The 25825-nt window shown below is 61.4% G+C and carries 19 protein-coding genes; 13 read left to right on the plus strand and 6 right to left on the minus strand.

All coding sequences use genetic code 11. The features are described 5' to 3' along the window. Window positions 1-62: 62 nt before the first annotated feature. Together PQR32_RS12135 and PQR32_RS12140 are read right to left on the minus strand one after the other, a co-directional pair. Window positions 63-1376, minus strand: a complete 1314-nt coding sequence (locus tag PQR32_RS12135) for an MFS transporter (protein ID WP_408226339.1) — start codon at window positions 1374-1376, stop codon at window positions 63-65. Between the two features lie 67 nt (window positions 1377-1443). Continuing rightward, window positions 1444-1911, minus strand: coding sequence for an acyl-CoA thioesterase (locus PQR32_RS12140; protein ID WP_408226342.1), 468 nt, complete (start codon window positions 1909-1911; stop codon window positions 1444-1446). Window positions 1912-2152: 241 nt separating this feature from the next. On the opposite strand from PQR32_RS12140, the gene PQR32_RS12145 reads away from it, so the two are divergent. After that, the gene (locus tag PQR32_RS12145; protein ID WP_408226345.1) at window positions 2153-2944 is read left to right on the plus strand and encodes a FadR/GntR family transcriptional regulator; all 792 of its coding nucleotides are present in this window, start codon (window positions 2153-2155) and stop codon (window positions 2942-2944) included. A 370-nt stretch (window positions 2945-3314) separates the two neighbouring features. On the opposite strand, the gene PQR32_RS12150 is transcribed toward PQR32_RS12145, so the two are convergent. Together PQR32_RS12150 and PQR32_RS12155 are read right to left on the minus strand one after the other, a co-directional pair. Beyond that, window positions 3315-4787 (minus strand): acyl-CoA reductase, encoded by a 1473-nt coding sequence (locus PQR32_RS12150; protein WP_408226348.1) that lies wholly within the window; start codon window positions 4785-4787, stop codon window positions 3315-3317. Between the two features lie 4 nt (window positions 4788-4791). After that, entirely contained in the window at window positions 4792-6228 is a 1437-nt protein-coding gene (locus PQR32_RS12155; protein WP_408226351.1) for a hypothetical protein, read from the minus strand. Between the two features lie 438 nt (window positions 6229-6666). Between PQR32_RS12155 and PQR32_RS12160 the strand changes: the two genes are divergently transcribed. Further along, window positions 6667-7341 (plus strand): TetR/AcrR family transcriptional regulator, encoded by a 675-nt coding sequence (locus PQR32_RS12160; RefSeq protein ID WP_408226354.1) that lies wholly within the window; start codon window positions 6667-6669, stop codon window positions 7339-7341. 35 nt (window positions 7342-7376) lie between these two features. On the opposite strand, the gene PQR32_RS12165 is transcribed toward PQR32_RS12160, so the two are convergent. Continuing rightward, window positions 7377-10076, minus strand: coding sequence for a winged helix-turn-helix domain-containing protein (locus PQR32_RS12165; RefSeq protein WP_408226357.1), 2700 nt, complete (start codon window positions 10074-10076; stop codon window positions 7377-7379). Between the two features lie 372 nt (window positions 10077-10448). On the opposite strand from PQR32_RS12165, the gene PQR32_RS12170 reads away from it, so the two are divergent. The 5 genes from PQR32_RS12170 to PQR32_RS12190 all read left to right on the plus strand — a co-directional run bounded on the left by PQR32_RS12170 (window position 10449) and on the right by PQR32_RS12190 (window position 16708). Continuing rightward, window positions 10449-11630, plus strand: coding sequence for a lipid-transfer protein (locus tag PQR32_RS12170; protein ID WP_408226360.1), 1182 nt, complete (start codon window positions 10449-10451; stop codon window positions 11628-11630). A gap of 164 nt (window positions 11631-11794) precedes the next feature. After that, entirely contained in the window at window positions 11795-12910 is a 1116-nt protein-coding gene (locus PQR32_RS12175) for a CaiB/BaiF CoA transferase family protein (RefSeq protein ID WP_408226363.1), read from the plus strand. Window positions 12911-13003: 93 nt separating this feature from the next. After that, window positions 13004-14149 (plus strand): acyl-CoA dehydrogenase family protein, encoded by a 1146-nt coding sequence (locus tag PQR32_RS12180; RefSeq protein WP_408226366.1) that lies wholly within the window; start codon window positions 13004-13006, stop codon window positions 14147-14149. Window positions 14150-14180: 31 nt separating this feature from the next. Then, window positions 14181-15326, plus strand: a complete 1146-nt coding sequence (locus PQR32_RS12185) for an acyl-CoA dehydrogenase family protein (protein ID WP_408226368.1) — start codon at window positions 14181-14183, stop codon at window positions 15324-15326. Window positions 15327-15805: 479 nt separating this feature from the next. Beyond that, a complete protein-coding gene (locus PQR32_RS12190) occupies window positions 15806-16708 on the plus strand; it encodes a DUF1254 domain-containing protein (protein ID WP_408226371.1) in 903 nt (300 codons plus the stop codon). Between the two features lie 28 nt (window positions 16709-16736). Here the strand turns inward: PQR32_RS12190 and PQR32_RS12195 are convergent, their stop codons facing one another. After that, window positions 16737-17642, minus strand: a complete 906-nt coding sequence (locus PQR32_RS12195) for a LysR family transcriptional regulator (protein WP_408226374.1) — start codon at window positions 17640-17642, stop codon at window positions 16737-16739. A 111-nt stretch (window positions 17643-17753) separates the two neighbouring features. Here PQR32_RS12195 and PQR32_RS12200 point away from each other — a divergent pair, with 111 nt between their 5' ends. The 6 genes from PQR32_RS12200 (at window position 17754) to PQR32_RS12225 (ending at window position 25740) form a co-directional block, all read left to right on the plus strand. Continuing rightward, the gene (locus tag PQR32_RS12200) at window positions 17754-19220 is read left to right on the plus strand and encodes a sulfatase family protein (protein ID WP_408226377.1); all 1467 of its coding nucleotides are present in this window, start codon (window positions 17754-17756) and stop codon (window positions 19218-19220) included. Window positions 19221-19405: 185 nt separating this feature from the next. Then, entirely contained in the window at window positions 19406-20626 is a 1221-nt protein-coding gene (locus PQR32_RS12205) for an MFS transporter (RefSeq protein WP_408226380.1), read from the plus strand. 27 nt (window positions 20627-20653) lie between these two features. Then, window positions 20654-21556 carry an alpha/beta fold hydrolase gene (locus PQR32_RS12210; protein ID WP_408226383.1) on the plus strand — a complete coding sequence of 301 codons (903 nt, stop codon included), beginning with the start codon at window positions 20654-20656 and terminating at the stop codon, window positions 21554-21556. A gap of 113 nt (window positions 21557-21669) precedes the next feature. Continuing rightward, complete coding sequence (locus PQR32_RS12215; RefSeq protein WP_408226726.1) at window positions 21670-23211, plus strand: acetolactate synthase large subunit; 1542 nt, start codon at window positions 21670-21672, stop codon at window positions 23209-23211. 17 nt (window positions 23212-23228) lie between these two features. Beyond that, a complete protein-coding gene (locus tag PQR32_RS12220; protein ID WP_408226386.1) occupies window positions 23229-24671 on the plus strand; it encodes an FAD-binding oxidoreductase in 1443 nt (480 codons plus the stop codon). Window positions 24672-24744: 73 nt separating this feature from the next. Next, a complete protein-coding gene (locus PQR32_RS12225) occupies window positions 24745-25740 on the plus strand; it encodes an MDR family oxidoreductase (RefSeq protein ID WP_408226389.1) in 996 nt (331 codons plus the stop codon). The last annotated feature ends 85 nt before the right edge of the window (window positions 25741-25825 follow it).

The following is a 25825-nucleotide window of genomic DNA, read 5'->3' on the forward strand; positions in this document are numbered from 1 at the left end:
ATACGCTCGCGCGCGAAATTCGACTGCTTCCTCGCGCGAAGGGCCGGTCGTCGCACCATTGCTCAAGCCAGCCTGGAGGCCGCGGTGTGCGCCAACCTCAGTCGCGCTCGCTCGGGATGAAGGAAACGCGCACTGGCGACGGCGGCGACAATCAGGAGCGCGGCGCCGATCAGGAAGCCGGTCTCATAGCCATGTGAATTGGTGGTGCCGTGTGCCTGAACGAGGCGGCCCATCACGACGGGCGCGATCGCACCCGCCGAACTGGCGAGAGCCGTATAGATCGACATGATTGAGCCGCGCTGGCTGGCTGGCACCAGCTCGCCGAGGATAGCCGGCGCCAGGGTAAAACAGATCGAGGGAAGGGCATTGCCTAAAGCGAATAGCACGACCTTCGCCATGGGCGGAAGATCAAAGGCCGCCAATGCGACAAGCATCGTGCCACCGGCTACAAAAGCCACACTCATGACATGGACGCGCGACTGCCGGGTCGAGGCTCCCCGCGCCTGCATGCGCTGTGACAGCCAGCTCAGGCCGATCGTATAAGGTGTCGTGAACAGCAGGATCATCGAAAATACCCGGCCGGAGGTGATGCTGTCGAAACCGAGGCCTTTCTCCAGATAGGTGGGCAGCCAGGTCAGCATCAGGCCCGATGTCCAATACGCCGAGAACCCGAGCAGGAAGACCAGCAGGACCGAGGGAGAACCCAGTATCGCGCGGTACGGCAGGCGTGCTACCTGGGCCGCGGCCGGGTCCGTGGCGGGTTTCGCGCGGTGGGCCGGGTCGGTCGGCTCATGCGGTCCGGCCTCTCTCCCAAAGCGCAACCAGAGCAGGCACCAGACAGCACCGAGGACGCTGAGCATAACGAAGTTCATGCGCCAACCCCAATGCCGTGTGACTGGCGGAATGAGCAGGCCCGATACGACGAGGCCAAAGGCCGCGCCCTGCTGTTGCAGTGCGACCGGCAGGCCGCGCTTCTGATCAGGGAACCACTTGAACACTTCGTGCATCGACAGCGGAGATGCCGGACCCTCCGCCGCCCCCAGGATGACACGGCAGACGAGAATGGTCAGCGCGCCGCCGGCAATGGCCAGCGGGAGTTGCAATAGAGACCAGCTGAGCGCCATTGCAAAGAGGATCCACCGCGTGGAAAAGCGGTTGGAAAGAAAACCGACGATCACGCTGGACGTCGAAAAGAGCCAGAAGAAACTGCCGGCAATCAGACCGAATTCTGACGGTGACAACTTGAACTCGGCCATGAGGGGCACCGCTAGCAGGCCCAGTACGACTTTGTCGAGGAAGTTGATGAGCGCGAGGCCCGTCAGCAAGGCGGCAATGAGCCATGCTGTGCGCGGTTGGTAGTCTGAGTAGGCTGTCATTGTGTGTCTCGTTGATCGGGGCTCTCATGCGGTTGTCTGGCGCACGCAATACAGGGCTCGTCCGCGGCTACGTCGCGCGTCGCAGATCCTGGGGCGCGTCACGCTGTGTAATCCGCAGGCGCAGGTCGTCTGGAACGGTGACCAGCTCGCTAGTCGAATTGCGCATCCAGATGCAGATCGCGTGTCCTCGTCCCACGAGTCCCCGACTCCAGGCAGCGAATTCCATCCGGAAACTGGTGTTGCGCATCCATGCAACACGCGCGGTCACGACGACATGGCTGCCCTGGTCCAGCGAACGCTCGTAAGTAAATCCGACTTCCTTCAGTACGGGGCCGGCACGCTCAACGGAGAAGGCGGGTTCGCCGAGCGACGCGAAATAGGCATTGCGCGCTTCTTCGCACCACGTGAAATAACTACGATGGCTGACGTGTGAAAATGCGTCCAGTTCGCTCCAGCGAACGTCGAATGGCAGTCCGAAACGCCAATCGGATTCAATACCGTGCAACTCGGCCAGATCGGTGTCCAGCGTGTTCATAGCTTCTCCACAAAAGCAACTTCAAAACCGAAACATCTGAATTACCAGACGCCTAACCGCACGTAAAATGACTGGTAAGTCAGAATATATAAGTGGTCTGACAGGTTGGGAGGTTAGTGGAGAGGCGTGACGGTGTCAATGCGGCGCAACCCTGCCGCTCGTCAACTCGAGTCTCTCTTCTGGCCAACCACACGAAGTGTGCTAAATTTGCCTGTAAGACCAATTGAAAAACCGGATAGACATGTCTGCAGAACCACTCAACAAGCGCAACGCGGCGAAGGCAGGAGCGGCTCCGCGAGCGGTGATTGGCCGAATTCCCGTCGGGGCGGCCGACCAGAACGCTCCGCAGCATTTGCCCGACGAGATCGCAAAGCACCTTGCCCAGGCTATCCGCGCAAAGGAATTCATAGCAGGCGATCGGTTGCCTAGCGAAAGGCTGCTGTGCGAGCAGTTTTCTGTCAGCCGCGCGGTCGTGCGTGAAGCGCTGTCCAAATTGAAATCCGAGGGGCTCGTGACGTCGAGAGTGGGCAGCGGCGTCTATGTCAGCGACGGCAGTCAACGCCAGGTTTTCCGCATGCAGGATGTGGAACTCGGACAGAAGGACTCTCTCGCGATGGTGATGGAGTTGCTGATCACCGTCGAGGTGGCCGCGACGCGTTTTGCCGCCTTGCGGCGAACGGCAGACGATCTGAAACGGATTCGCCGCGCACTGATCGGTATGGAGTATGAAATCGCCAGTGATCGCCTCGGAGACGAAGAGGATTTTGCGTTCCATCAGGCGATTGTCGACGCGACCCATAATCCGCATTTTCAGGCACTGAGCGAACATCTCGAGCATGGCGCGCGTCGCCTGATCCGGCAGGCGCGCAGCAACACGAAGACCCGGTATGCGCAGCTGGTCGAGGCGGTGCAGCAGGAGCATAAGCAGATCTTCGAGGCGATCAGCGCGGGTGACGCGGATCGAGCCGGGAGCGCCGCTGAGACACACCTGCGTAATTCGGCAAAGCGCCTCAACATCTATTTGAAAGGTTGACGGTCGGCGCGCCTGTTGTCCACCTCGTTCGCGGCGCGTGGATGCTGGAAATCGCGGGCGCGAAATCGGTAGGCGCGTTCGAAACGTGCCGGGAAGCAGGCTTTTCCGGTCGATCTTCTTGACATCTGTGACACCACTATGCGCCATTGCCAGTCGAGTTACTTCCAAACGAGTGTTTCCGCATGAGTGCGCGCGCCGCGTGCGAAGGGCGCCATCACGTCGAGCGACTTCTGGCAGTATGGATCGACTCGGCGGCGCATTGCCCCCTCTTTTGTAGGGGGGAGGGTGCGATGCGCAGGCGAGTCGCTGACGATCTATATGGGGTCACTGCGCCGGCAACGGTGTACCGGCTTCCGTTGATGAGCGGTCATTAGTTGATCGGCGGTCGTTGCCATGGTGCCGGCGTGGTCTCCGGCGAGGCGATCTGGTTGGATATCCATTTGCCCATCCGGCGCAGCGGCTCGATGGCATCCTGCGGGGCGGCCCACTTGCCTGCGATCGCGTATCCGAGCGACACGATGCGTTGCGCGCCATACAGGGGCAGGCGGTCCTTCAAGTCATCTTTCAGGTTTTCCGGATAGATGCCCACCGTCTGGGTGTAGGCGTCCACTGCATCCATGACTTCGTCGAGCGTGTCGACCGGCACCAGGTTGGCCGTACGGTCATCCAGAAGCGTGGAGAAGGACACCGCGTCAGGGATCTGCGACACGATGATTGCGCCTTCGCCGTCCTTGCCGCCGATGACCTTGTACCACTGGTCATCCAGGCGCAGTGCATCGACATGCTCCTTGAGCCCTTCGTCGTAGCGTTTGGGCGCGGTGGACAGGCTGTTCGGCAAACCCATCAACGCCTCGTAGACATACTGACCAAAGGTGTTGAGTTGCGCGAGATCCGCCTCGTCGGTACCGCTCTGCACGTACACCACGCGCGCGTTGACGCAACCCTTCTGGTTCATCGCGCCGATGTCGCTGGCGAGGCGCAGCGCAGCTTCACGCATGCTCGCCTCGCTGCCGAACGTGTCCTTGCCGATGATGCTCGCGCTGCGTTTCGGATCGAGCGAGATCAGCTCCAGCCCGGGCTGGATGTATTGGGTGACATGCTTGAGCGAGGCGAAACCACCCCAGGCAACGATTTTTTCAATGTTTTGCGGCTGGTACAAACGCGCTTCGAAAGCCGTGTCGCCGCCTTTCCAGTAGGCGACAGAGAGATGTCGGGTGAGCGGGTGGTCCGGCGCCATGTCGATCATGGTGCGAGCGATGGCCAGCGCCGTGAAGGGATCGTTGGACGGCGCTTTGATAATGGCGTCGCTGCGCAGCACCATGTTGCGGATGATGGTCAGCAACGACAGCCCCGGCGAATTTCCCGCGACGATATGCAAGGCGCGCGAGCCGAAGCAGCGCACTTCGAGTTCGGTGCCGTCGAGCAGGCGCTGCTTGACCCAGCCTTCCAGGTACTTGATGCCAACGGTGGAGTCGACCGCCTCGATGATCGCGTCACGGGCGAGCATGTTGGGCAAGCCCAGGTAGCTGTTCCTGACCAGCGAGGGGGTGGTCGGCGCAGTCAGATAGGACAGCTCGCAGGCTTCCTGCAGGTGCCGGTTGGTGGCGACGTCAAGGTGCCTCGCCAGCTCGCCGGCATAGTCGAGAATGTCGTCGAAGCTGAGCGTGTAGAGATCTGCCAGTCTGGCGGGATTGCCGAGTGGCAGCTTGTCGATGTACTTGTGCGCGTCCGGGGTCAGGAAGGCGAGGTCGCCGCCGCGGCCGCCTACTTCGATCAGGTTGTCGGTGATGACCTCGCCACGGATGATCATCGGCGCAATCGGATTGGAAATCGGCTTGTTCATGTCATTAGCCTTCGAGAGTATTCAGAAAATCCATCGCTTCGCTGAGTGAGCTTTCCGTGGCGGCACACGTGATCTTGTCATCGCCGCCATTCTTTTCGCTGTAGCGCTGGATGGGACCGGCGATGTAGGCGCTCGGCTGCCCGCAGGCGCAGGGCTCGTCCCATTCGATCGTGATTTCGTCGCCGCTGACGAAGCCGCCCCAACGTGTCTCGGCGCCCAGGTCGAAAAAGGCGGCACGCCCCGTGGCCCGGCCGCTGCGCGGCAGCGGTTTGCCGGTTTTGGGGTCGAGCAGGTACGGAATGGCGGTGGGGTTGAGGTGGAAGTGACCGTGCTCGCAGCGCATGTGCGAGCACGGCACCTCGGACATGGCATATCCCTCGTTGAGACGCCTCGCGCCGGTGAAGCGCAGGATGTCTTCCCGCCAGCCTTCCGGCTGCACCATACCCTTCGCACCGCCGGACGTATTGATGAAGGAGTCGGCGTCGAACACGCTTTCCAGCCCGCGAGCGAGGCCGGCCTTGGCCATGTTGTGCAGGTTGGTCCAGGTGGCTGAAATGTAAACCCGCTTGCCCTGGATCTCGGTCGCCATCCGCTCGAAGAAGGCCGCCAGGTGTCGCGGCATGTCGGCCTGCAAGCGGTCGAAGGTTTCTTTCTTCGCCATCATGTCCGGGCTGATATCGAGCCGGTCAAGCGTGCCCTTGGCGTGGGCGGCGCGGACTTTGGCGCTCAGATGCAGCAGGTCGCTGGAGAGCAGCCCAGGGTAGGCGGCCCGGAAATAGGACTCGCCCTGCAGCAATGTCTTGACGACATGGTCGTTGATGCGCAGGTGACTCATGAAGCCGGAGCGGAAGTAAGGGTAGGCCACGTGAAGTTCGGGCTGCGGCGTGTCCGGGCCATCCATGTTCCATACGAACAGGCGCCGCACGCTCAGGACCTTTTCCCATTCGCGCGTGCCGTGCGGCAGGAACGACAGCGTGCCGGAGGTGCCCGAGGTGTGGCTAAGCGTGAGCTGTGGGACTGCTTCGTCCATTTTTCCGAACCACTCGTCCAGCCCTTGGCAGCCGCTGACATCGACCGCAGCAATGGCGTCGGCGAGTTCGGGCGTGACCAGCTTGCCGAGCCATTGGTTGATCTGCGTGAAGTTGCGCTTTTCCAGCAGCGACGGCGGATAGGACTTGTAGACGGTATGCTTGAATAACAGCGGCGCCACATCGTCGACATGCTCGATGCGTTCCACGCCTTCAGCATCGGCGAGCTTCTTTAGCATTGGAATCCGGTCGCGCAATGCGGCGAAGCGCTGCTTCAGGGCAGCAAGCTGTAGCGCCTCGACTTCGGCGCGTGGCAGATGGTTCCACTTATGGAGCGAGTAATTCGCGAGAGCTGCCGGTTCATTCAGCAGCAGACGGGTTTTGTCCTCGAGAGACTTGTCCGCAAGAGTCATGATCAGGTTTCGCAATTGAATGATGAAGGATCCGGCGGCGAGCGCCGATGCGACAGACGGAACAATGTTGCTGTTGACGCGGCGACGGTGTTGGCGCTGAACCAGTATAAGAGGATGAAATGCGAATTCATCTCCGCATTCCGAGGGCGCGTGGGACGACGCCAATGGATTGAATTAAAAGAAAAATAACGGATTCGCGCCGGTCATGAGAGTCGCTGGCTCTGTATTTCATGACGCTGCCGGCGCCGCGTCCGGAAGTGTTCGTCGAGAAGCTGCCACGCCAATTGCCTGCGAAGTGAGCGCCCGATTTCGGGTACTCTTTTAGCTGTTCGGCCGGCCTAAGGCTGAATGAAGTAGTGGGTGACTTTCACTTTTCCCAGCGTAGTTCAGACGCGCACGGGCCCATCGACTGGCACTTCACCGAAAAGAGAGAGACGGATGACCAGGCCATCCCCGGGAAAGACGGCAAACGACGTAGTGCATATCGAAGTGCTGGCGAAGCCGCGCAAGCGCCCGCGTCAGACGCGCTCGATCGTGCTGGTTGACGCGCTCAAGAAAACGGGCCGGGACATTCTGGAGAAAGAAGGGCGTGATGCGGTGTCGCTTTACCGGCTCTCCGAATGCGCAGGCGTAGCAGTCAGTTCCATCTACGAATACTTCCCAACCATAGAGTCGTTGATTGGCGCGATTTTCGAAGACTACCGCGCCGAATGCCGTCGCCTGCTGCTCGAGGACATTCAAGCGCTGCCGCTCTCCGCCACGCTGTTCGATGGCATCTTGTTGGCACTCCGAAGCGGCATTGCCGCGCTGCATAAATGGTCGCAGATCGATCCGGATTTCAACGTCAAATCTGCCTACTATGACGAATTGGTGCGGCTCGATCTCGTCAAGCCGGAACATTTTTGGTCATCCGGAGCGATGCCAGCCCTGTTTGCTCGGTTTCCAGATGAGATTCTGGTGCACGATCGCGAAAAAGCGCAATTTCTTGTCAACGAGGTGCTGTTGGCATCGCTTCGAGTGATTGCGCTCAAGAAGCCCGCATACCTGGGGGAGGCGGATACGTCACTGCTGCTCGCCCGCATGTTGCATGCGTTATTGACGACGGCCGAATGATTCAACCGATGCGCCACCTGATTGCGCGCGTTGGGTCACTTGATGAGACCCCGTTGGCGCGCCCACGTCACCCCATCATAACGACTCGATATATTTAGTTTCGAAAGAATGTTCCTGACATTCCATTTCACCGTTTCGGGCGTGAGGTTGAGCGTCAGTGCAATGCGCTTGGTGGACATTGCTTGCGACACCAGACCCAGGATTTCCAGTTCGCGCGGCGTGAGGATCACCTCCTGCAGCATGGTTTTTTTCTGGTAAGACGACGCGCTTGTTGTCTGCTCCGCTGGGCCTCTTGGCGAAAATCTCCCCATCAGGTTGTGCAGCCATTGCGCTGCAAGGCTATCCATGCCGGCGTCGTTCTGCAGGTGCGCCAGCATCTCCCCGACACGTTGGCCCTCATCGAGAAAGGTGCGTATCAGGCCGAGCCGGGCCCCCGTTTGCAGCGCGTGAATCAGGTATTGGGCCGCTTCCTCTTTACGCTCCAGGCTACTGAGCGCCGTTGCCGCCAGCACGTTGGCCATGACCAGTAATCTGGCACGACCGAATTTCTCCGCAAAATTAACGACCGCCAACAGGGCGTCCAAGGCTTCCCCATAATCGCAATTGGCGAGTGCAAGCCGCGCCTGGGCCTGGGCCGCGATCACCGGAATTTCGGCGCGGAAGCCTTTCGCGTTCCGATGGAGTGCCGCCAGTTGATGCAAATCGGCCGTCAGGTCGGCGGCGCGCACCCGATCGCCTTTGATGAGAAGTATCCTGATCTGTTCGGCCAGCATGTAAGCGAGGGGCCGATCCAGGCCAATGCTATTGAAATGCGTTGCATGCGCTTCGAGGAATTCCAAAGCGACATCCGGCGTTTCCTGTAACAGATCCAGCCGCGCATGGCACAGCGTGGCATGCACCATGACTTCCGGTGACGAAAACCGGAGAATGCTGGTACGGTTGGCGAGCACCGCGCGCGCCTCGTCGAGCCGGTCAAGCTCGTAGTACGCGTCTCCGAGACTGCCCGCACACAGGTTTGCGGAGAGGGATCCGCGCCCATGCGCGGCCTCCGAACGGGCGAGAAGGGGCGCGCCTAGCCGCGCCGCCTCCTTGACGTTGCCCTCGATCAGCAGGATAAGGGGCCGCGTGCCTTCTGCCACGAGTGCCATGTCGTTGTCGCAGTCCGCGGCGTCAACCGGGTTGTCGGCCAGAAGCTTGCGAGCGTCGCTGTAGCGGCCCACCGAAGCATAGGCCGCCGCCAGAGCCGACAACCAATAGACGTAGCGCAGAAATCGAATGTCGGACGGTGCGTTGTGCTTGAGCAGATCGATGACCCGTTGCGTATCGTCGCGCTGCAGCGCGATCGCGGCATCCGCCAGTGCGAGCTGGGAAGAGATCGCAGGATTTTTTGCGGCATCGCTTTTCCGGATTTGCTCGATCCATTGTTCCGCTTGATCCGGGCGCGCGGTCAACGCATAAGTCAGGCAACCGAGAAAAAAAAGCCGGGGATGAGCGAACAGCGTGTCCTGGGGTAAGTGCTCGAGCAGATGCAACATGGGGCTGATGTAACCCAGGCTCCAGGTGGTGGGGGTCGCCTGTTCTATGGCATCGACAGCAAATTCCAGATCTCCGCCGAGGCTGGCATGATGAACCGCCTCCGCCAGAAGCTCCTGCCCCGCAAACCACCGGCTGGCGAGGCGGTGCAGCGCTTCCACGGCAGGCTGGCCGCGCCGCGTCAGCCGACTCGCGAGAAAGTCACCGAATAGCGGGTGAAAGCGGTACCACGGCGAAGGGTCGTCCGACTCCACCCGATAAATCAGCAGGTTCTCGTCTTCCGCCCGCTTGATCAAGTCGGCCGCGTGCGCGTTGTCAGCGATGAAAGCGGCGAGTTCCGCGTTGAAGCGTCGACAGACCGAAATGGTTTCGAGGAACGCTGTCGATTCCGGCGGCAAATAGGCGAGCACATCTTCCGCGAGATAGGCTTGCAGGTCGGTCGATTTACGCAGAAAGGAACGAAGCTTTGCACGCTTCGCCGGACTATTTTTCAACATGACGGCGATCAGTTGCAGACTGGCCGGCCAACCATTGGTGAGGTCGTGGATCAATCGCACTTCATCCGCTGAGAGCTTCATCGTACTGAGGTTCCGCTCGAAGAAAACACGGGTCTCGTCCACGTCGAAGGGGAGTTCCGCGAAGCCGATCTCTGCGACTTGTCCCGACACGCGCAAGCGGCTGAGGCCAAGTGGAGGCGTAACGCGCGAGGCAATGATCAAATGCAGGTTCGCCGGGCAATGGTCGAGCAATTTCTGCATCAGCTTATGTGCCCACGGGTCTTCTACGTGGTGATAGTCGTCGATGATGAGATAGAGCTCTTTGGCGATGTGGGCAACTGCATCCGCCACAACGGCCAACACGCTGTTCATCGATTTGCCGCTGTCGCCTTCCAGCAGCATGTCGTTCTCGATCCGGATACCCAGCCGCTCAAAGGCAGCAAATAGATAGGCGCAAAAGTTCGGCAGGTGCTTGTCGTCGTGGCTCAGTGACAGCCACGCGACTTCGGCTCCCGCCTTCATCAATTCCTGACGCCGCTGCACCAGCAGGATGGTCTTGCCGAAGCCGGCACCCCCGGTGACCAGCGCAAGGGCGTAGTGCTGCGGCTCGCGCAGCGGGTCGAGTAACTGCGTACGGAAAATGTGACGGGCGTCGATGCGTGGCGGCGCAAACTTGCTCACCACAAGCAGCTTATCGATATTCATTGAAGGCATTCCTGCTCGATTGCTTTGCAAGCGCTCGCTGCAACGGATCGGTATTCCCGGCAGTTGCCGGAGCCCGTCGCCTCGTCCCGGCCAGAAGCACCAGGGGCGCTTTATTTCGCAGCGCGGCATGTGTCGCGGAGCACTAGTGTATGCAATCGCGCGTGCGTTTGCCACGCGCCGTGCGCACCCGCACTGGCAAAGGGGGGGGCGTGCAAAGCGCGCGCCCCCCCCTGAATTCGGGGTGCTGCCTGAAGCGTCTATGCCTATTGTTCACGTGTATGAACTTCGGGCAAGAGGCGCATCCGGGTTTGCCCGAACGACGTGGTCGGCATGCTTGCCAGTGAACAATTCGAATGACGAAAGGAGCAGGACATGACGCAAAAGGTCGTCGTTGCCGGTGTCGGCATGATTCCATTCAGGAAGCCGGGCCAGAGCGAAACCTACCCGGTGATGGGCGCGGAGGCGGTGCGCGCCGCGCTGGCTGACGCCCGTGTCGGCTATGAATCGATCCAGCAGGCGTTTGCGAGCTATATCTACGGCGATTCGATCTGCGGCCAGCGTGTGCTGTACGACGTCGGCATGACCGGCATCCCCATCGTCAACGTCAATAACAACTGCGCCAGTGGTTCTTCCGCGATCTATCTGGCGCGCCAGGCGATTGCCAGTGGCGACGTGGACGTCGTGCTGGCAGTCGGCTTCGAGCAGATGAACCGAGGCGCGCTTGGATCGAACTTCCATGACCGGCCGGATCCCCTCGAATTGTTTGAGCAGCAAAAGGAAAAACTGCTGGGCAAACTGGATCTGCCCACGGCCTTGACGACATTTGGCGGCGGCGGCCTGGCGCACATGAAGCGCTTCGGGACGCCGATGGAAACCTTCGCGAAGATCCGTGCCAAGGCTAGCCGTCATGCGGTCAACAATCCGATGGCGGTGTTCCGCAAGATCGTAACCACCGAAGAAGTGATGGCCGATCAAGTGTTGTGGCCGGGCGTGATGACACGCCTGATGGCCTGTCCGCCCACTTGCGGCGCGGCGGCTGTCGTGCTGTGCAGCGAAGCGTATGCGAAGAAGCACGGACTCGACACGCGCGTGTGGATCGAAGCGCAAGCCATCGCCACCGATGGGCTCGACACCTTCCAATCCGACGACATGCGCAACATCGCTGGTTTCAGCATGTCACGCGCGGCGGCCAACAAGGTCTACGAGATCGCCGGCATCGGAGCCGAAGACGTCGACGTGGTGGAACTGCACGACTGCTTCGCGCACAACGAATTGCTGACTTACGAAGCGCTCGGCCTGTGTCCGGAAGGTGGCGCGCAAAAGTTTGTCGACGATGGCGACAACACGTATGGCGGCCGCTACGTGACCAATCCGTCCGGCGGCTTGCTGTCGAAAGGCCACCCTATCGGGGCCACCGGCCTCGCGCAGTGCACGGAGCTTGTGCAGCAACTGCGCGGTAATGCCGGCCAGCGCCAGGTGCAGAACGCGCGCATCGCGCTGCAGCACAACATTGGTATTGGCGGCGCTGCCGTCGTCACCATGTATCGCAACTGACATCACAGTGCGCCCGATCCATTGTATCGACGGCTGCCACCACTCGAGCGCGATGTGAATGAACTGCATTAGCTGGCGCGCGCGGCGAGCCGCCAATGCGACCCCCTTCGCGGTCGTAGCGCGACATTCAAGTCGTTGAAGCGACCTTAATCGAGAGAATGGAAATGAGTCGAAATCAGAATGGCCCGCTGGCGGGACTGCGCGTCCTGGAAATTTACGGGATCGGGCCGGTCCCGTTCTGCGGCATGAATCTGGCCGATCTGGGCGCCGATGTTGTGCTCGTCGACCGCATGCAGGTAGGCGCCGAAGATAACGATCTCGGCAAGCGCGCAATCATGAACCGCGGCAAGCGCTCGATCGCTCTCGATCTCAAGTCCCCGGAAGGCGTGGAAACGCTGCTGCGTCTGGTGGAAAACTGCGATGTGCTGACAGAAGGAATGCGTCCCGGCGTGATGGAACGGCTGGGACTCGGTCCCGACGTCTGCCTCGCGCGCAATCCGCGGCTGGTGTACGGCCGCATGACCGGATGGGGGCAGGAGGGACCGTTGGCGAACGCTGCCGGCCACGACATCAACTATCTGGCGCTGTCGGGCGCACTTTGGTATTCCGGTCAACCGGGCGAAGCGCCGATGGTGCCGCCCAGCCTGATCGGCGATATCGGCGGCGGCGCGTTGTATCTGGCCGTCGGTGTGCTGGCCGGCGTGATGAGCGCGCGTGCAACAGGCAAGGGGCAGGTGATCGACGCATCGATCGTGGACGGCAGCGCCAACATGATGAATCTGCTGATGGGCCTGAGGGCGACTGGCCAGATGGTGAATGAGCGTGGGCGCAGCCTCCTCGACGGTCCGCATTGGTATCGTACCTATCGCTGCGCCGATGGTCACTTTGTCTCGGTCGGCTCGTTGGAACCGCGCTTTTACCGCATCCTGCTGGAGAAGCTGAACCTTGCCGACGAACTCGCCGAGGTGAAGCAAAATGACCCCGATCATTGGCCGCAAGTGCACGAGCGTTTCGCCGCCTTGTTTGCCACTCGCACGCGTGACGAATGGTGTGCGTTGCTGGAAGGCACCGATGCCTGCTTTGCACCGGTTCTGAACCCCGACGAGGCGGCGAAGCATCCTCACATGGCCGCACGCGCAGTGTACAGCCGCATCGATGGCGTACTGCAGGCCAATCCGGCACCGCGCTTCATCGGCACCCCCCTGGCGCAGCCGGGCAGCATACCGAGCCGCGGCGAGCACGGCGAAGCCGTGCTGAACGACTGGTGCAAGGCCCGATGATTTCCGTTGCGAAGGAATGATCCGACATCATCGATTCATTGCTCCGGAAGCAATTCAATCCGGAAAATGAATGTCACATTTCATGAGGAAAAAATGGGCGATACATCAGCAGCATTCCTAAGTGAGCAGGAAGTCTTGATCCGCGATTCGGCGAGAAAAGTGGCGGCGGAAGTGGTCGCGCCAACGGCAGCCGAGCGCGATCGGACCTGTGCGTGGCCACGCGACGAATTGAAAGCCGTCGCTGAACTCGGCTTTCTGGGGATGCTCATTCCGGAGGAATACGGCGGCTCCGGCTCCAGCTTTGTGGATTATTGTCTCGCCATCGAAGAGTTTGCTGCTGCGGACGCCGGCTTCGCAACGCTCATTCACGTGCACAACACCATGGCCGGCATGCTTGCCAAAGTGGGAAGCGAGGAGCAGAAGCGCAGGTACCTGCCGGCGCTGGCCTCCGGCGAAAAGATCGGTGCGACATTGTTCACTGAGCCGCACGCGGGATCGGATACGGCGGCTTTCCGTACCACGGCACGCCGTGAAGAATCGCATTACGTTGTGAATGGCAGCAAGCAGTTCATCTCGAACGGCAGCGAAGCCGGTGTGGCCTTTGTACTCGCCGTCACCGACAAAACCGCTGGCAGGAATGGCATGAGCCTGCTCCTCGCCGAACCCAGCGAGCCCGGCTATATCGTTGCCCGTATCGAGCACAAGCTGGGTCAACGCTCGGCGCACGTCGCACAAATCCAGTTGGAGAACTGCCGTGTGCCGATCGAAAACCGCGTGGGCGATGAAGGCGGCGGATACAAATTGGTCATGAGCTTGCTGTCGGAGGGGCGGGTTGCCATTGGCGCAGTGGCTGTCGGCACCGCGCGCGCCGCATTGGAAGCCGCGGTGCGATATGCCAGGGAGCGCGAAGCCTACGGCGCACCGATCATCAAGCTGCAGGGCGTTGCCTTTGATCTCGCCGATATGGCGACCCAGGTGGAAGTCGCGCGTCAGTTCATGATCCACGCCGCCCGCCTGTGCGAAGCCGGCATCCCCTGTGCGAAGGAAGCGTCGATGGCCAAGCTCTTCGCCAGCGAGATGGCGGAAAAGGTGTGCTCGGATGCCTTGCAGATCCACGGCGGCTATGGCTACGTCAACGACTTCCCGGTCGAACGCTACTACCGGGACGTGCGCGTGACAAAGATCTACGAAGGCACAAGCCATATCCAGAAGCTGATCATTTCACGTGGCCTTGTGTAAGGCCCGACATCAAATTAGGGAAGCAAGATAAATGAACGATACGTCAGCGGTATTCCTGAGCGAACAGGAAGTCATGATCCGCGATTCGGCCAGGAAGGTGGCGGCGGAAGTGGTCGCGCCAACGGCAGCCGAGCGCGATCGGACCTGTGCGTGGCCGCGCGCCGAATTGAAAACCGTCGCTGAACTCGGCTTTCTAGGCATGCAGGTGCCAGAGGAATACGGCGGATCCGGCGCAACTTTTGTGGACTATTGCCTCGCCATCGAAGCGTTTTCCGCAGCGGATACCGGTTTTGCGACGCTCATTCACGTACACAACACCATGGCCGGCATGCTTGCCAAAATGGGAAGCGAAGAGCAGAAGCGCACGTACCTGGCGGCGATGGCCTCGGGTGAAAAAATCGGCGCGGGTCTGTTGACCGAACCGCACGCCGGTTCGGATACGGCGGCCTTCCGTACCACGGCACGCCGTGACGGATCGCATTATGTGTTGAATGGCAACAAGCAGTTCATCTCGAACGGCAGCGAAGCTGCCGTAGCCTTTGCCATTGCGGTGACCGACAAGACCGCCGGGAAGAATGGGTCGAGCATGTTCATCATCGATCCCAGTCAGCCCGGTTATAACGTGGCGCGCGTCGAAAACAAGCTCGGGCAGCGCTCGGCTCATATTGCCGCGATCCAGTTGGAAGACTGTCGTGTACCGGCTGAAAACATCCTGGGGGAAGAGGGCTCCGGCTACAAGAAGATCATGGGCATGCTGTCTGAGGGGCGCATTGGGATTGCTGCGGTGGCAGTCGGCACCGCGCGCGCCGCGTTGGAAGCCGCGGTGAAATATGCCAGCGAGCGCGAAGCCTACGGCGCGCCGATCATCAAGCTGCAAGGCGTCGCTTTCGATCTGGCCGACATGGCAACCCAGGTGGAAGTCGCGCACCAGTTCATGCTGCATGCCGCGAGGCTATACGAAGCCGGCATCCCCTGCGCGAAGGAAGCCTCGATGGCCAAGCTCTTCGCCAGCGAGATGGCGGAGAAGGTGTGCTCGGATGCCTTGCAGATCCACGGCGGCTATGGCTATCTCAACGACTTCCCGGTCGAGCGCTATTACCGGGATGTGCGCGTGACCAAGATCTACGAAGGCACGAGCCATATCCAGAAACTGATCATTGCACGCAGCCTGATCTAGGAGGAGGGTAGCCGGTGAGCAGCGACCTCCGCTGCAGGCACGCCTGACCCCTATATACCGCCAAAATCCATGCCATAGATGTGTGGGGCGGCGCTGACACCTGGCTCAGCCGCAACGCGTCGAATCCTGATTGGCAGCCGGGCGGCCCCGGCGTTTGACAGGCAATTTCGTCCGCACTCAGCCAACTGGCGTGCGATGCCTGGTCTGATGCCGAAACCGCCCACGAATCGAGGGCATGCCTACGCGCGCGGTAGCAACGGCCGCCCTCTCGTCTGGACAGGTGTGCCGCAACTTGTGACGAAGTAGGCTGACCGGTCGAACAGCTACTTCTAAAGTGAGTCTTCATGTCCTTTTCACTGCGGCCTCTCGTTGCACTTAGCCTCGCTCTCGCAACGGCGTCGGTGTGCGCACAGTCGGCCGGCTCGGCAGCACTCTCAATTCCTGTCACCGCCGATAACTTCGTTCGCGCGGAGTCGGACATGATGTTCACCGCGATGGTCAAGCAGAACGGCCTCGGACAGTTCGGGCATCACCGCGATCTGGCGCCGATTGACAAGCAGACTGTCGTACGTGTCAATCGCGACACGATCTATTCGACGGCGGTGTTCGACCTTGATGCAGGGCCCGTGACGATCACGCTGCCCGACGCGGGCAAGCGCTTTCGTTCGATGATTGCGATTAACGAAGATCACTATGCGCAAGAGGTGGTCTATGACGGCGGTAGCTACACGTTGACGAAGAAGCAGATGGGCACGCGGTACGTGTTGGTTACGGTGCGCACGCTGGCGGACCCGTCAGATCCGGCGGATCTGCAACAGGTCCATGCGCTACAGGACGGGATCAAGGTCAAACAGGCGAGTGTCGGCCATTTCGACATGCCCAATTGGGATGCCGTCAGTCAGAAGCGAGTACGCGACGCGCTGAAAGTGCTGGGATCGACGCTTCCTGACACGAGGGACTCGTTCGGCCCGCCGGGCGAAGTGTCGCCGATACGGCATCTGATCGGTGCCGCAACCCTCTGGGGCGGCAATCCGGATAAGGATGCTGTCTATCTGACCGTCACGCCGGGCAAGAACGACGGTGCAACGGTGTATCGTCTACGTGTCAAGGACGTGCCCGTCGATGGATTCTGGTCGGTCAGCGTGTACAACGCATCGGGATATATCCAGTCGAACGCATACGGTGCCTATACGCTTAATAACGTAACGGCGAAGAAGGCCGGGGACGATTCCGTCGAGGTCCAGTTCGGAGCGTGCGACGGCAAGATTGCCAATTGCCTGCCCACCGAGGCTGGCTGGAACTATACGGTACGACTCTATCGTCCGCGCGCCGAAGTCCTGAAGGGATCCTGGACGTTCCCTCAAGCGCAGCCCGTGCTTTGACAAGCGGATACGCATTTGACCGGCCTCGTCAGGCCGGCCAGGTTTTCTTTGAACGCTGTTCCACGATGGCAATCATCCGCTGCGCCAAGGGCGACAAATAGGCTCCGGCTCTTGACATGATCGCGATGCGCCTTTGCAGATCAAGCTCTTGCGCATCCAGCCTGATCGGTCGAATCCCCATCGCCGCCCACTTTGGCGCCGCACTTGCGACGCTCAGCAATTGCGTACCCCGAACAAGCTGAACGAACGAGGGGCTGCTGAAGTCTGTCTCGATCCGCAAGATAGGCTGTGGCAGGCCTTGATTGCGAAACGCGGCTTCCACTTGTTGCCGCACGGCGACGTGGGAACCTGGCAGCAGCCAATCGTGGCCCACCAGATCAGCGAGCTTCGGCTTTCGCTTACGCAGCAGTGGGTGCGCCTGGTCCGCGATGACAGTGAGTCTGTCATTGAAAAGCTCCCGCACCACAAAATCTGCTGCGCGCTGTTTTGGCACTGGCGCCATGACCAGATCGAGCGAACCTTCCGCGAGGAGGTCTAAAAGGGCAGGCGCCAGCATCCGACGCAGACGAAGCTGGGCCGCGGGGCGATCCATGACCAACTGTCGACAGGCATCCAGCACCATCGCATCGGGGACCGAGGGCGAACAACCCAGGCTCAAAACGCCCTGCGTCCCCGATTGAATCGCCCGCATTTCTTTCAGCACATCTTCGTAGTCCCGATGAATAAGCCGAGCTCGATCGATGAAGAGTGCCCCTGCCGAAGTTGGACTCATACCCCGCGCGCTGCGCTCGAACAACCGTAAGCCTAACTGCGCTTCGATGCGCTTCACAGCCTTGGTCAACGCGGGCTGAGTGACGCCCATGGCCGTGGCGGCACGGCCGATCCCGCCATATGTGTTGATGGCCAGAACATATTCGAGGTCACGGGTTTCCATTGAGGCATTCCTGATGGTAATGACTTTATGCCAGATGTCGCATTGCGACCATGAATCGAATCATACAGACTCGGCTTAAGTAGCAAACCCAGAACGAGAGACGAAGCCGAAATGAAGCCGAACAATGTACTGGTACTGATGGCGGACGAGCACAACGCCAGAATGCTTGGGTGCGCAGGCCATCCCCTGGCAAAAACGCCAAACCTCGATGCGCTGGCGGCACGCGGAACCCGCTTTACCCATGCTTACACGAATTCCCCCATCTGCGTGCCGGCGCGCGCGAGCTTCGCCACCGGACGCTACGTCAATGAAATCGGGTACTGGGACAATTCCATTGCCTACGATGGTCGTGTAGAGGGCTGGGGGCATCGTCTCCAGGCGGCAAAGATCCCGGTGGAGTCCATCGGAAAGCTCCACTATCGCAAGCAAAGCGATCCGGTCGGCCTTGACCGCCAGCATGTGCCCATGCATATCAAGGACGGCCTGGGCATGGTGCATCTGTCGATCCGCAAGCAATTTCCGGATTTCGTGGCCGAGGCGCGCCATGTGGCAGGCATCCCCATGTCCGCAGCCGAAGGCGAAAGCGAATACACCCGCTACGACCGGCGGATCGCCGACGTCGCGTGTGACTGGCTGAAGCGCGCCGCTGACAAAGACGGCAACTGGGTCCTGTTCGTGAGCTTCGTCACACCGCACTATCCATTGTGCGTACCCAAGGAATTCCTGGACCTGTACCCGATCGACCAGATGCCTGAGGGAAAGTTTGCGCCCGCATCAGGCTTCCAGCTTCACCCCTGGCTGCAGCGCTTCGTCGCCTCCGGGCGCGCGACAGTCGAGCAACAAAAAAAGGCCTTCGCGTCCTATCTGGCGCTGTGCAGTTTCATGGACGCCCAGGTCGGGCGCGTGCTGGAAGCGTTGCAACAGGCGGGCCTCACCGATTCCACCCGGATCATCTTTACCTCGGACCATGGCGAAAACGCCGGTGCTCGCGGCCTGTGGGGCAAGTCCAACCACTACGAGGAAGCCGCAGCCATTCCGCTCATCGTCGCGGGCCCGGATGTTCCCGCTGCGAAGGTGTGCAACACGCCCGCCACGCTGGTTGACGTCCATCCGTCCATCCTTCATGCCGCCGGGTTGCCCTTTGAAAACGACGGAACACCCGGAAAATCGCTTTTCAATCTTGCAAACCAGCCGGACGACATCGAGCGTGTCGCCTTCAGCGAATACCACGCCGGCGGGTCGCCGTCCGCGTCCTACATGGTCCGCAAAGGCCGCTTCAAGCTTATCCACTACGTTGAGTTTTCTTCAGAACTGTTCGACCTCGAGGCCGACCCCGAGGAGGGCACTAACCTTGCAGAGGACACGCGCTACGCATCGGTGGTCTCGGAACTCGAGCGCATCTTGCACACGATCGTTGACCCCGAAGAAGTCGATAAGCGCGCCAACCTTGCGCAACGTGAGTTGATCGAAAGCCTGGGTGGTCCCGAAATGGTGATGGCCAATCTGGTGACTGAAAAGTCTTACACCCCCGTGCCCGCGCACATCGCTTCGGAAGACTTCATTCCGCCAGGCCAGTGACGCGTCAATTCCGTGCGCTGTCTGGATCAGCGTGGTCAAGACAACGTACGGAACGGGCAGTAGTCGTGCACTAAATAGCATCCCGAAACACGGGATCAAACGGAGACATCATGCCGGTTGGGAATCTCAAATTTTCGCTTCGAAACCGATGGGTTCGCATTCTTGGCGTCGCTACGGTGATGTACATGTTGGCGCTCATCGATCGCGGCAATCTGGGCATGGCCATTCCCTCGATGCGCCAGGATCTCGGCTTGTCGCCAAAGGCCATTGGCCTGGCGGCGGGCGCTTATTTCTGGGGCTATCTCATCTTGCAGATACCGATGGGACGAATAGCCAGTCTACGGAGCCCCAAGAAGGCAATCTTCGTCTTGATGCTGCTCTGGAGCACCATTGCGTTGGCTGCGGCGTCTGTCACGACCGAACGTGGATTGACGATCAACCGGTTCATGCTGGGACTCGCAGAAGGCGGTTTGCTGACTTGCGTGCTGGTCCTGATCCGGTCCTGGTTTACTCGTGCAGAGCGCGCGCGCGCCACCGGCATTCTCCTGCTGGGTCTGGTCGCCGGGCCGATCATCGCGGGTCCGCTTTCCGGCCTCATTCTGACGCACTCAACCTGGCGTTGGATGTTCATCATCGAAGGATTGCCAGGCTTACTCTGGGGCATCGTCTGGTGGTGCCTCATTGATGACCACCCACGACACGCGACCTGGATGGATGAAGCGGAGCGCGAACAACTGATTCGAACCCTTGACGCGGAAACGAGCGACATGGTTGCGCTGCAAGGCCATTTCCTGTCGGTCCTGTGGCATCCATGTGTCATCTTGCTGGCGCTGTACAACTTTCTTGCACTTGTCGGGGAGTGGGGAATTCAGTTCTGGTATCCCACCGTTCTCAAAGAGGCGGGGCTTTCAATAGGCGTCGTTGGACTGGTGGCCACCTTGCCGGCCCTCTTGAGCATGCTCTCGATGACGCTGGTTGCCAGAAGCTCTGACCGTTGGGGTGAGCGCAAGTGGCACATGATTGGCGCGACGATGACTGCGGGTTGCGTGCTATTGCTGATGCAGTTCAGTGGAGGAAGCGCGTTCGCGATGGTTTGTCTGTTTGCTGTGGCAACAGGTGCCATGGCGGGTCGGTTCGGGCCGTTCTGGACGCTGCCATCCGAAGTGTTGCCGCCAGCCGTGCTCGGCGTGGGGATTGGCGTCATTCATGGCTTTGGCAGCCTGGGCGGCGTAGTCGGACCGTTCGTTTTTGGACTCGTGCGAATACATACAGGAAATTTCACCTTGGCGTTCAGCGCGGCCGGGGTGGCAATGATCCTTGGTTGCCTGTTCGTCATCCCTTTACGGGTTCGCCCGCGAACTGCCACGAATGGGTGCAGGCGCCCTGTTCGTCACAGCACGAACTGAATTCGTTCTCAAACTCGGAAAGACAAAATGACAGCTGAATCTTCGTTTTCTGCAGCAACCACAGCCTGGCAAAATTCGGGCGATTTTGTTCAGATTGGAGAGCATCGGGTCTTCGTCCATCGGCGAGGCGTTGGCGCTTCCATTCTCTTCATCCACGGCTTTCCGACTTCATGCTTTGATTGGCGAGATACAGTTTCCAGCCTTGCGGGCCACTTCGATTGCATCGCATTCGATCAGATCGGCTACGGACTCTCCGACAAACCGGCGGCGTGGGGATACTCGCTCTTCCAGCAAGCCGATGTCATCGAAGCATTGCTCAAAAAGCTCGGCGTCAAGACGGTGCACGTGGTGAGCCACGACGTGGGCACGAGTGTCCATACGGAGTTGCTTGCCCGCAAGCAGGAGGGGCGCCTTTCCTTCGAGATCGACAGCTCGACGTTTCTGAATGGAAGCATCATCAAGGGGATGGCGACACTCACGAACATCCAGAAGGTGCTTGAGAATCCCGCCACCCTTGACGAAGGGAAGCGGATGGTGGCCGACATGGTGCCTGGATACGCTGAGCGCCTGAAGAAGTGTATGGGCAAACCCGAGGCCGTCAGTGCAGAGGACGCACTGATCATGACCGAACTCCTTGCCCACAAGGACGGCAACCTTCGCATACCCAATGTCTACAGTTACGTGCGCGAACGGTATTTGCACGCGGACCGCTGGGTCGGTGCAGTCCAGGCGGAGGGCGCGCGAGTTCAGTTCCTGTGGGGCGATGCGGACCCCATCGCCAACATTGCCATGGGGAGAGCGCTGCATGCTCTGGCGCCGCAGGCGCAATATGCAGAATTGCCCGGGGTTGGCCACTTCGTTCCGGTAGAGGTGCCTGAAACCGTAGCCGCGCACGTCAACCGCTTCGTCACTGAGACCGCCGCTGCTTGACGGCGTGCGTTTCACCCCTTCCCTATGCGAGATCGTCGATGTCGACTGTAGAAAAACACCTTGAGGACACCACACGTTTGCTCGAAACCCGGCCGGCCGGCACGATGGCGCAGATGAGCGGCGCTGAGAGCCTCGTGAGAACGTTGCTCGCGTGTGGCGTCGACACCTGCTTTGCGAACCCCGGCACGAGCGAGATGCATTTCGTGGCGGCACTCGACCAGATTCCCGGCATGCGCTGTGTGCTCGGCCTGTTCGAGGGCGTGGTGACCGGCGCGGCCGATGGCTATGCGCGCATCGCGGGCAAGCCCGCCGCCACGCTGTTGCATTGCGGGCCCGGTCTGGCCAACGGCCTCGCCAACCTGCACAACGCGCGCCGCGCGCAGACGCCCGTGGTCAACATCGTCGGCGACCAGGCGACTTATCATCGGCCCTTTGATGCCCCCCTTACCTCCGATACGGAGGGCTGGGCGCGTCCGGTCTCGGTGTGGACGCGCACGGCCACCGAGGCCGCTTCGGTCGGCGCCGCTGCGGCCGCCGCGGTGCAGGCCGCGTGTGCAGAACCGGGCGGGGTGGCGAGCCTGATCCTGCCGTCCGATGTCTGCTGGAACGAGGGCGGCCAGGTGGCTGCGCCACTGGCCCCGCTCCCTGTGCCGAAGGTCACGCCGGATATCGTGCAGCAAATCGCGCGTGTGCTGCGCTCCGGCGAGCCGACCATGCTGCTGCTCGCGGGCCGCGCGCTCGACGAAGCCGCGCTGGCCGACGCGCATGGCATTGCCGCCGCCACCGGCGCTCGCCTGATGTGCACGACCGCCAATGCGCGCGTGGCGCGCGGCCGTGGGCGCTTTCCGATCGAGCGGCTGCCGTATTACGGCGACCCTGCACGGGCCAGGACCGCTGGCATCCGCCATCTGATCCTCGTCGGCACACCCGCGCCGGCGACGTTTTTCGCGTACCCAGGCAAGTCGTCGCGCCCGTATCCCGAAGACGCGGTGGTCCACGTGCTGGCCCGGGCAGAGCAGGACCTCGCCGATGCGCTGGCGCAGCTCGCGGCGCAACTGAACGCGCCGCGCATCGACGCACCTGACGCCCAGGCCGCTGCGCACGAGATTCCTGACGGACCGATCACCTCGCAGTCGGTGGCGCAGATTCTGTGTGCACAGCTTCCCGAGCAAGCGATCGTGGTCGACGAGAGTGTCACCTTCGGTCATGCGTTCTACCCGGGCACCGCACACGCGGCGCCGCATGACTGGCTGCAGGTGACCGGTGGCGCGATCGGCGATGGTCTGCCGCTCGCGCTCGGCGCGGCGGTCGCGGCGCCTGGCCGGCGCGTCGTTGCGTTGCAGGCCGACGGCTCGGCGATGTACACGCCGCAGGCGCTCTGGAGCATGGCCCGCGAAGGTCTCGATGTGACCGTGGTGCTGCTGTCGAACCGCAAATACGCGATTCTGCTCGGTGAGCTGGCAAGCGTCGGCGCGACGCCGGGCAAAACCGCGCTGGACATGCTCGACATCGGCCGCCCCGATATGGATTGGGTCAAGATCGCCAACGGCATGGGCGTGGAGGCCGCGCGCGCCGATACACTCGCGCGCTTCGCCGAACTCTTCGCGATGGCGAATGGGCGCAAGGGCCCGTTCCTGATCGAACTGATGATCTGACGAGAGGGCATTCAACCATGACAACGTCAGGTAACACACAGCAACGCGCTGACGCCGGCGCCGCGCTGACACCACTGATCGAGGCGCTGCGCGAAATCGTCTGTCCGGCTGGCCTTTTGCTGGAAGACGATGTGCGTGCGCGCCCGGCCGGCGTGGCCAGCCGGCAGGGGATACAAGCGCGGGTGCTCGTGCGTCCCGCCAGCACCGCCGAAGTCAGCGCCGTGCTGGCCGTCTGCCACGCGGCGGGGGTACCCGTCATACCGCAAGGCGGGCTGACGGGCCTCGTGCACGGCGCCGATGCGCAAGCGCATGAAGTGATTCTGTCGCTGGAGCGCATGCAGCGCATCGAGCCGGTCGATACGACGCAGCGCGTGCTGATCGCCGAGGCGGGTGTGATACTCGCGCAAGCGCAGGATGCAGCCGCGGCGGCGGGGCTGTTGTTGCCGGTCGACCTCGGTGCGCGCGGCAGCGCGACGCTGGGCGGCATGGTGGCCACCAATGCGGGCGGCAACCGCGTGATTCGCTACGGGATGATGCGCGAGAACCTGCGCGGTCTCGAAGTCGTACTGGCGGACGGCACCGTGCTGGACTCGATGAACGAGCTCCTCAAGAACAACTCCGGCTACGATCTGAAACACCTCTTCATCGGCTCCGAAGGCACGCTCGGCATCGTGACGCGGGTCGTGCTGCGTCTTAGCGAGCCGCCTGCCGGGCGACGCATGGCGCTCGTGGCGATGCCCGATTTCGCAGCGGTCTGCACGCTGCTGCGCCAGCTGGATCATGCGATGGACGGCCGGCTCTCGGCGTTCGAAGTGATGTGGCAGGACTTCTACCATGTGGTGACCACGCCGCCCGCGCTCGCGCGGCCGCCATTGCCGCAGGACCATCCGTTCTATGTGCTGGTGGAGGCGAGTGTCGATGACGATAGCCAGGACGATCGCTTCGACGATGCGCTCGGTGCGGCGCTGGAAGCGGGTGTCGTGGTCGATGCGACACTCGCGAAGAACGAGCGCGAATGCGCGGCCCTGTGGGGACTGCGCGACGATGTCGCGCAGCTGCGCCGCTTCGGCCCGCTCGTCGCGTATGACATCTCGCTGCGGCTCGCCGACACGGGACACTACGTCGAAACCGTCCGTGCAGAGATCGCGCAGCGTTGGTCCGGCGCCGGGTTGTGGGCCTTCGGGCATCTCGGCGATGGCAACGTGCATCTCGCGGTGCATGTGCCGGACCTGGACCCGCAACGCCGCGTCGAACTCGACACCTTGGTCTACTCACCGTTGCAGGCGTTGCACGGCTCCGTGTCGGCCGAACACGGCATCGGGATCGAAAAGAAGCCGTGGCTGGGTGTGTCGCGCACACCAGCCGAAGTGAATGTGATGCGCCTGCTCAAGCAAGCGCTGGATCCGAAAGGCGTGCTCAATCCTGGACGTGTCTTCGACGGCGTGGCGGGCACACCCTAGACGCGGGCACTACTGCCGTGTGGGCGCAGATGGCGCACAATCTCCCGCGACGGATCATTTAAAGGTGAACGGAATGGTTGAACAGACTTTTAACGCGCTGATGCTGCGCGAGGAAGACAGGAAGACGAGGGCGGCGGTCGAAACCTTGTCGTTCGATGCGCTACCCGCTGAGGACACGCTCGTCAAAATCGACTATTCGACCATCAACTACAAGGACGCGCTTGCCGTCACGGGCACCGGCAAGGTCGTCAAGGCATGGCCGCTGGTACCCGGTATCGACTTCGCGGGGACCGTTGTCGAGACCACGAATCCCCAGCTCACCGCGGGCCAGAAAGTGGTGTTGACGGGATGGGGTGTCGGCGAAAAGCACTGGGGCGGCTATAGCCAGTATCAACGGGTGCGGGGCGACTGGCTTGTGCCCTTGCCAGACGGCCTCGGCACGCGTGAGGCGATGATGGTCGGCACGGCGGGCTTGACGGCCATGTTGTGCGTGAGCGCGCTCGAATCGGCGGGGGTCACGCCACAAAGCGGTCCCGTGCTCGTCACTGGCGCGACCGGCGGGGTGGGGAGCATCGCTGTAGCGATCCTTAAGCACCTCGGCTATACCGTGTCCGCGCTGACGCACAATCCGGAGAAACATGATTATGTGAGGGGCCTCGGCGCCAGCGAGATCGTGGACGGTCCGCAATGGGCCGAATCGCCGCGCGCGCTCGAGGGCCAGCGCTGGGCCGCCGCGATCGACACCGTTGGCTCGAAAGTGCTGGCACGCGTGCTGGCCGAGATGAACTACGGCGGTGTGGTGGCCGCATGCGGTTTGGCGGGCGGCGCCGATTTGCCGACCACCGTGATGCCGTTCATCCTGCGTTGCGTGAACTTGATCGGCGTCGATTCGGTCATGCTTCCGTTGAAGAATCGGATCGCAGCGTGGCAGCGTATCGTGACGGATTTGCCAGTGTCCGTGCTCGACGCGATCACGGCGAAAACGGTACGGCTGACCGAAGTGCCCAGTGCCGCGGCAGACCTGCTGGCGGGTAAAGTGCGCGGCCGCGTGCTGGTCGACGTCAACTGACGGGTCTGCGCTGAGTTGCGTCGCGAGAACGCTCGCGACGGTAACGATACGGCGGACCTGCGAAACTCGCGCAGGCCCCCGCGCC

It is taken from the genome of Paraburkholderia dipogonis, assembly GCF_046027395.1.
GTDB lineage: Bacteria > Pseudomonadota > Gammaproteobacteria > Burkholderiales > Burkholderiaceae > Paraburkholderia > Paraburkholderia dipogonis_A.

What these genes read in the sequence shown, in the direction of transcription:
- PQR32_RS12165 (WP_408226357.1), bottom strand. Translation starts at nt 10,076, where the DNA reads ATGAATATCGATAAGCTGCTTGTGGTGAGCAAGTTTGCGCCGCCACGC.
- PQR32_RS12220 (WP_408226386.1), top strand. Translation starts at nt 23,229, where the DNA reads ATGACAACGTCAGGTAACACACAGCAACGCGCTGACGCCGGCGCCGCG.
- PQR32_RS12140 (WP_408226342.1), bottom strand. Translation starts at nt 1,911, where the DNA reads ATGAACACGCTGGACACCGATCTGGCCGAGTTGCACGGTATTGAATCC.
- PQR32_RS12170 (WP_408226360.1), top strand. Translation starts at nt 10,449, where the DNA reads ATGACGCAAAAGGTCGTCGTTGCCGGTGTCGGCATGATTCCATTCAGG.
- PQR32_RS12225 (WP_408226389.1), top strand. Translation starts at nt 24,745, where the DNA reads ATGGTTGAACAGACTTTTAACGCGCTGATGCTGCGCGAGGAAGACAGG.
- PQR32_RS12195 (WP_408226374.1), bottom strand. Translation starts at nt 17,642, where the DNA reads ATGGAAACCCGTGACCTCGAATATGTTCTGGCCATCAACACATATGGC.
- PQR32_RS12155 (WP_408226351.1), bottom strand. Translation starts at nt 6,228, where the DNA reads ATGACTCTTGCGGACAAGTCTCTCGAGGACAAAACCCGTCTGCTGCTG.
- PQR32_RS12215 (WP_408226726.1), top strand. Translation starts at nt 21,670, where the DNA reads ATGAGCGGCGCTGAGAGCCTCGTGAGAACGTTGCTCGCGTGTGGCGTC.
- PQR32_RS12200 (WP_408226377.1), top strand. Translation starts at nt 17,754, where the DNA reads ATGAAGCCGAACAATGTACTGGTACTGATGGCGGACGAGCACAACGCC.
- PQR32_RS12160 (WP_408226354.1), top strand. Translation starts at nt 6,667, where the DNA reads ATGACCAGGCCATCCCCGGGAAAGACGGCAAACGACGTAGTGCATATC.
- PQR32_RS12190 (WP_408226371.1), top strand. Translation starts at nt 15,806, where the DNA reads ATGATGTTCACCGCGATGGTCAAGCAGAACGGCCTCGGACAGTTCGGG.
- PQR32_RS12175 (WP_408226363.1), top strand. Translation starts at nt 11,795, where the DNA reads ATGAGTCGAAATCAGAATGGCCCGCTGGCGGGACTGCGCGTCCTGGAA.
- PQR32_RS12135 (WP_408226339.1), bottom strand. Translation starts at nt 1,376, where the DNA reads ATGACAGCCTACTCAGACTACCAACCGCGCACAGCATGGCTCATTGCC.
- PQR32_RS12185 (WP_408226368.1), top strand. Translation starts at nt 14,181, where the DNA reads ATGAACGATACGTCAGCGGTATTCCTGAGCGAACAGGAAGTCATGATC.
- PQR32_RS12210 (WP_408226383.1), top strand. Translation starts at nt 20,654, where the DNA reads ATGACAGCTGAATCTTCGTTTTCTGCAGCAACCACAGCCTGGCAAAAT.
- PQR32_RS12145 (WP_408226345.1), top strand. Translation starts at nt 2,153, where the DNA reads ATGTCTGCAGAACCACTCAACAAGCGCAACGCGGCGAAGGCAGGAGCG.
- PQR32_RS12180 (WP_408226366.1), top strand. Translation starts at nt 13,004, where the DNA reads ATGGGCGATACATCAGCAGCATTCCTAAGTGAGCAGGAAGTCTTGATC.
- PQR32_RS12205 (WP_408226380.1), top strand. Translation starts at nt 19,406, where the DNA reads ATGTTGGCGCTCATCGATCGCGGCAATCTGGGCATGGCCATTCCCTCG.
- PQR32_RS12150 (WP_408226348.1), bottom strand. Translation starts at nt 4,787, where the DNA reads ATGAACAAGCCGATTTCCAATCCGATTGCGCCGATGATCATCCGTGGC.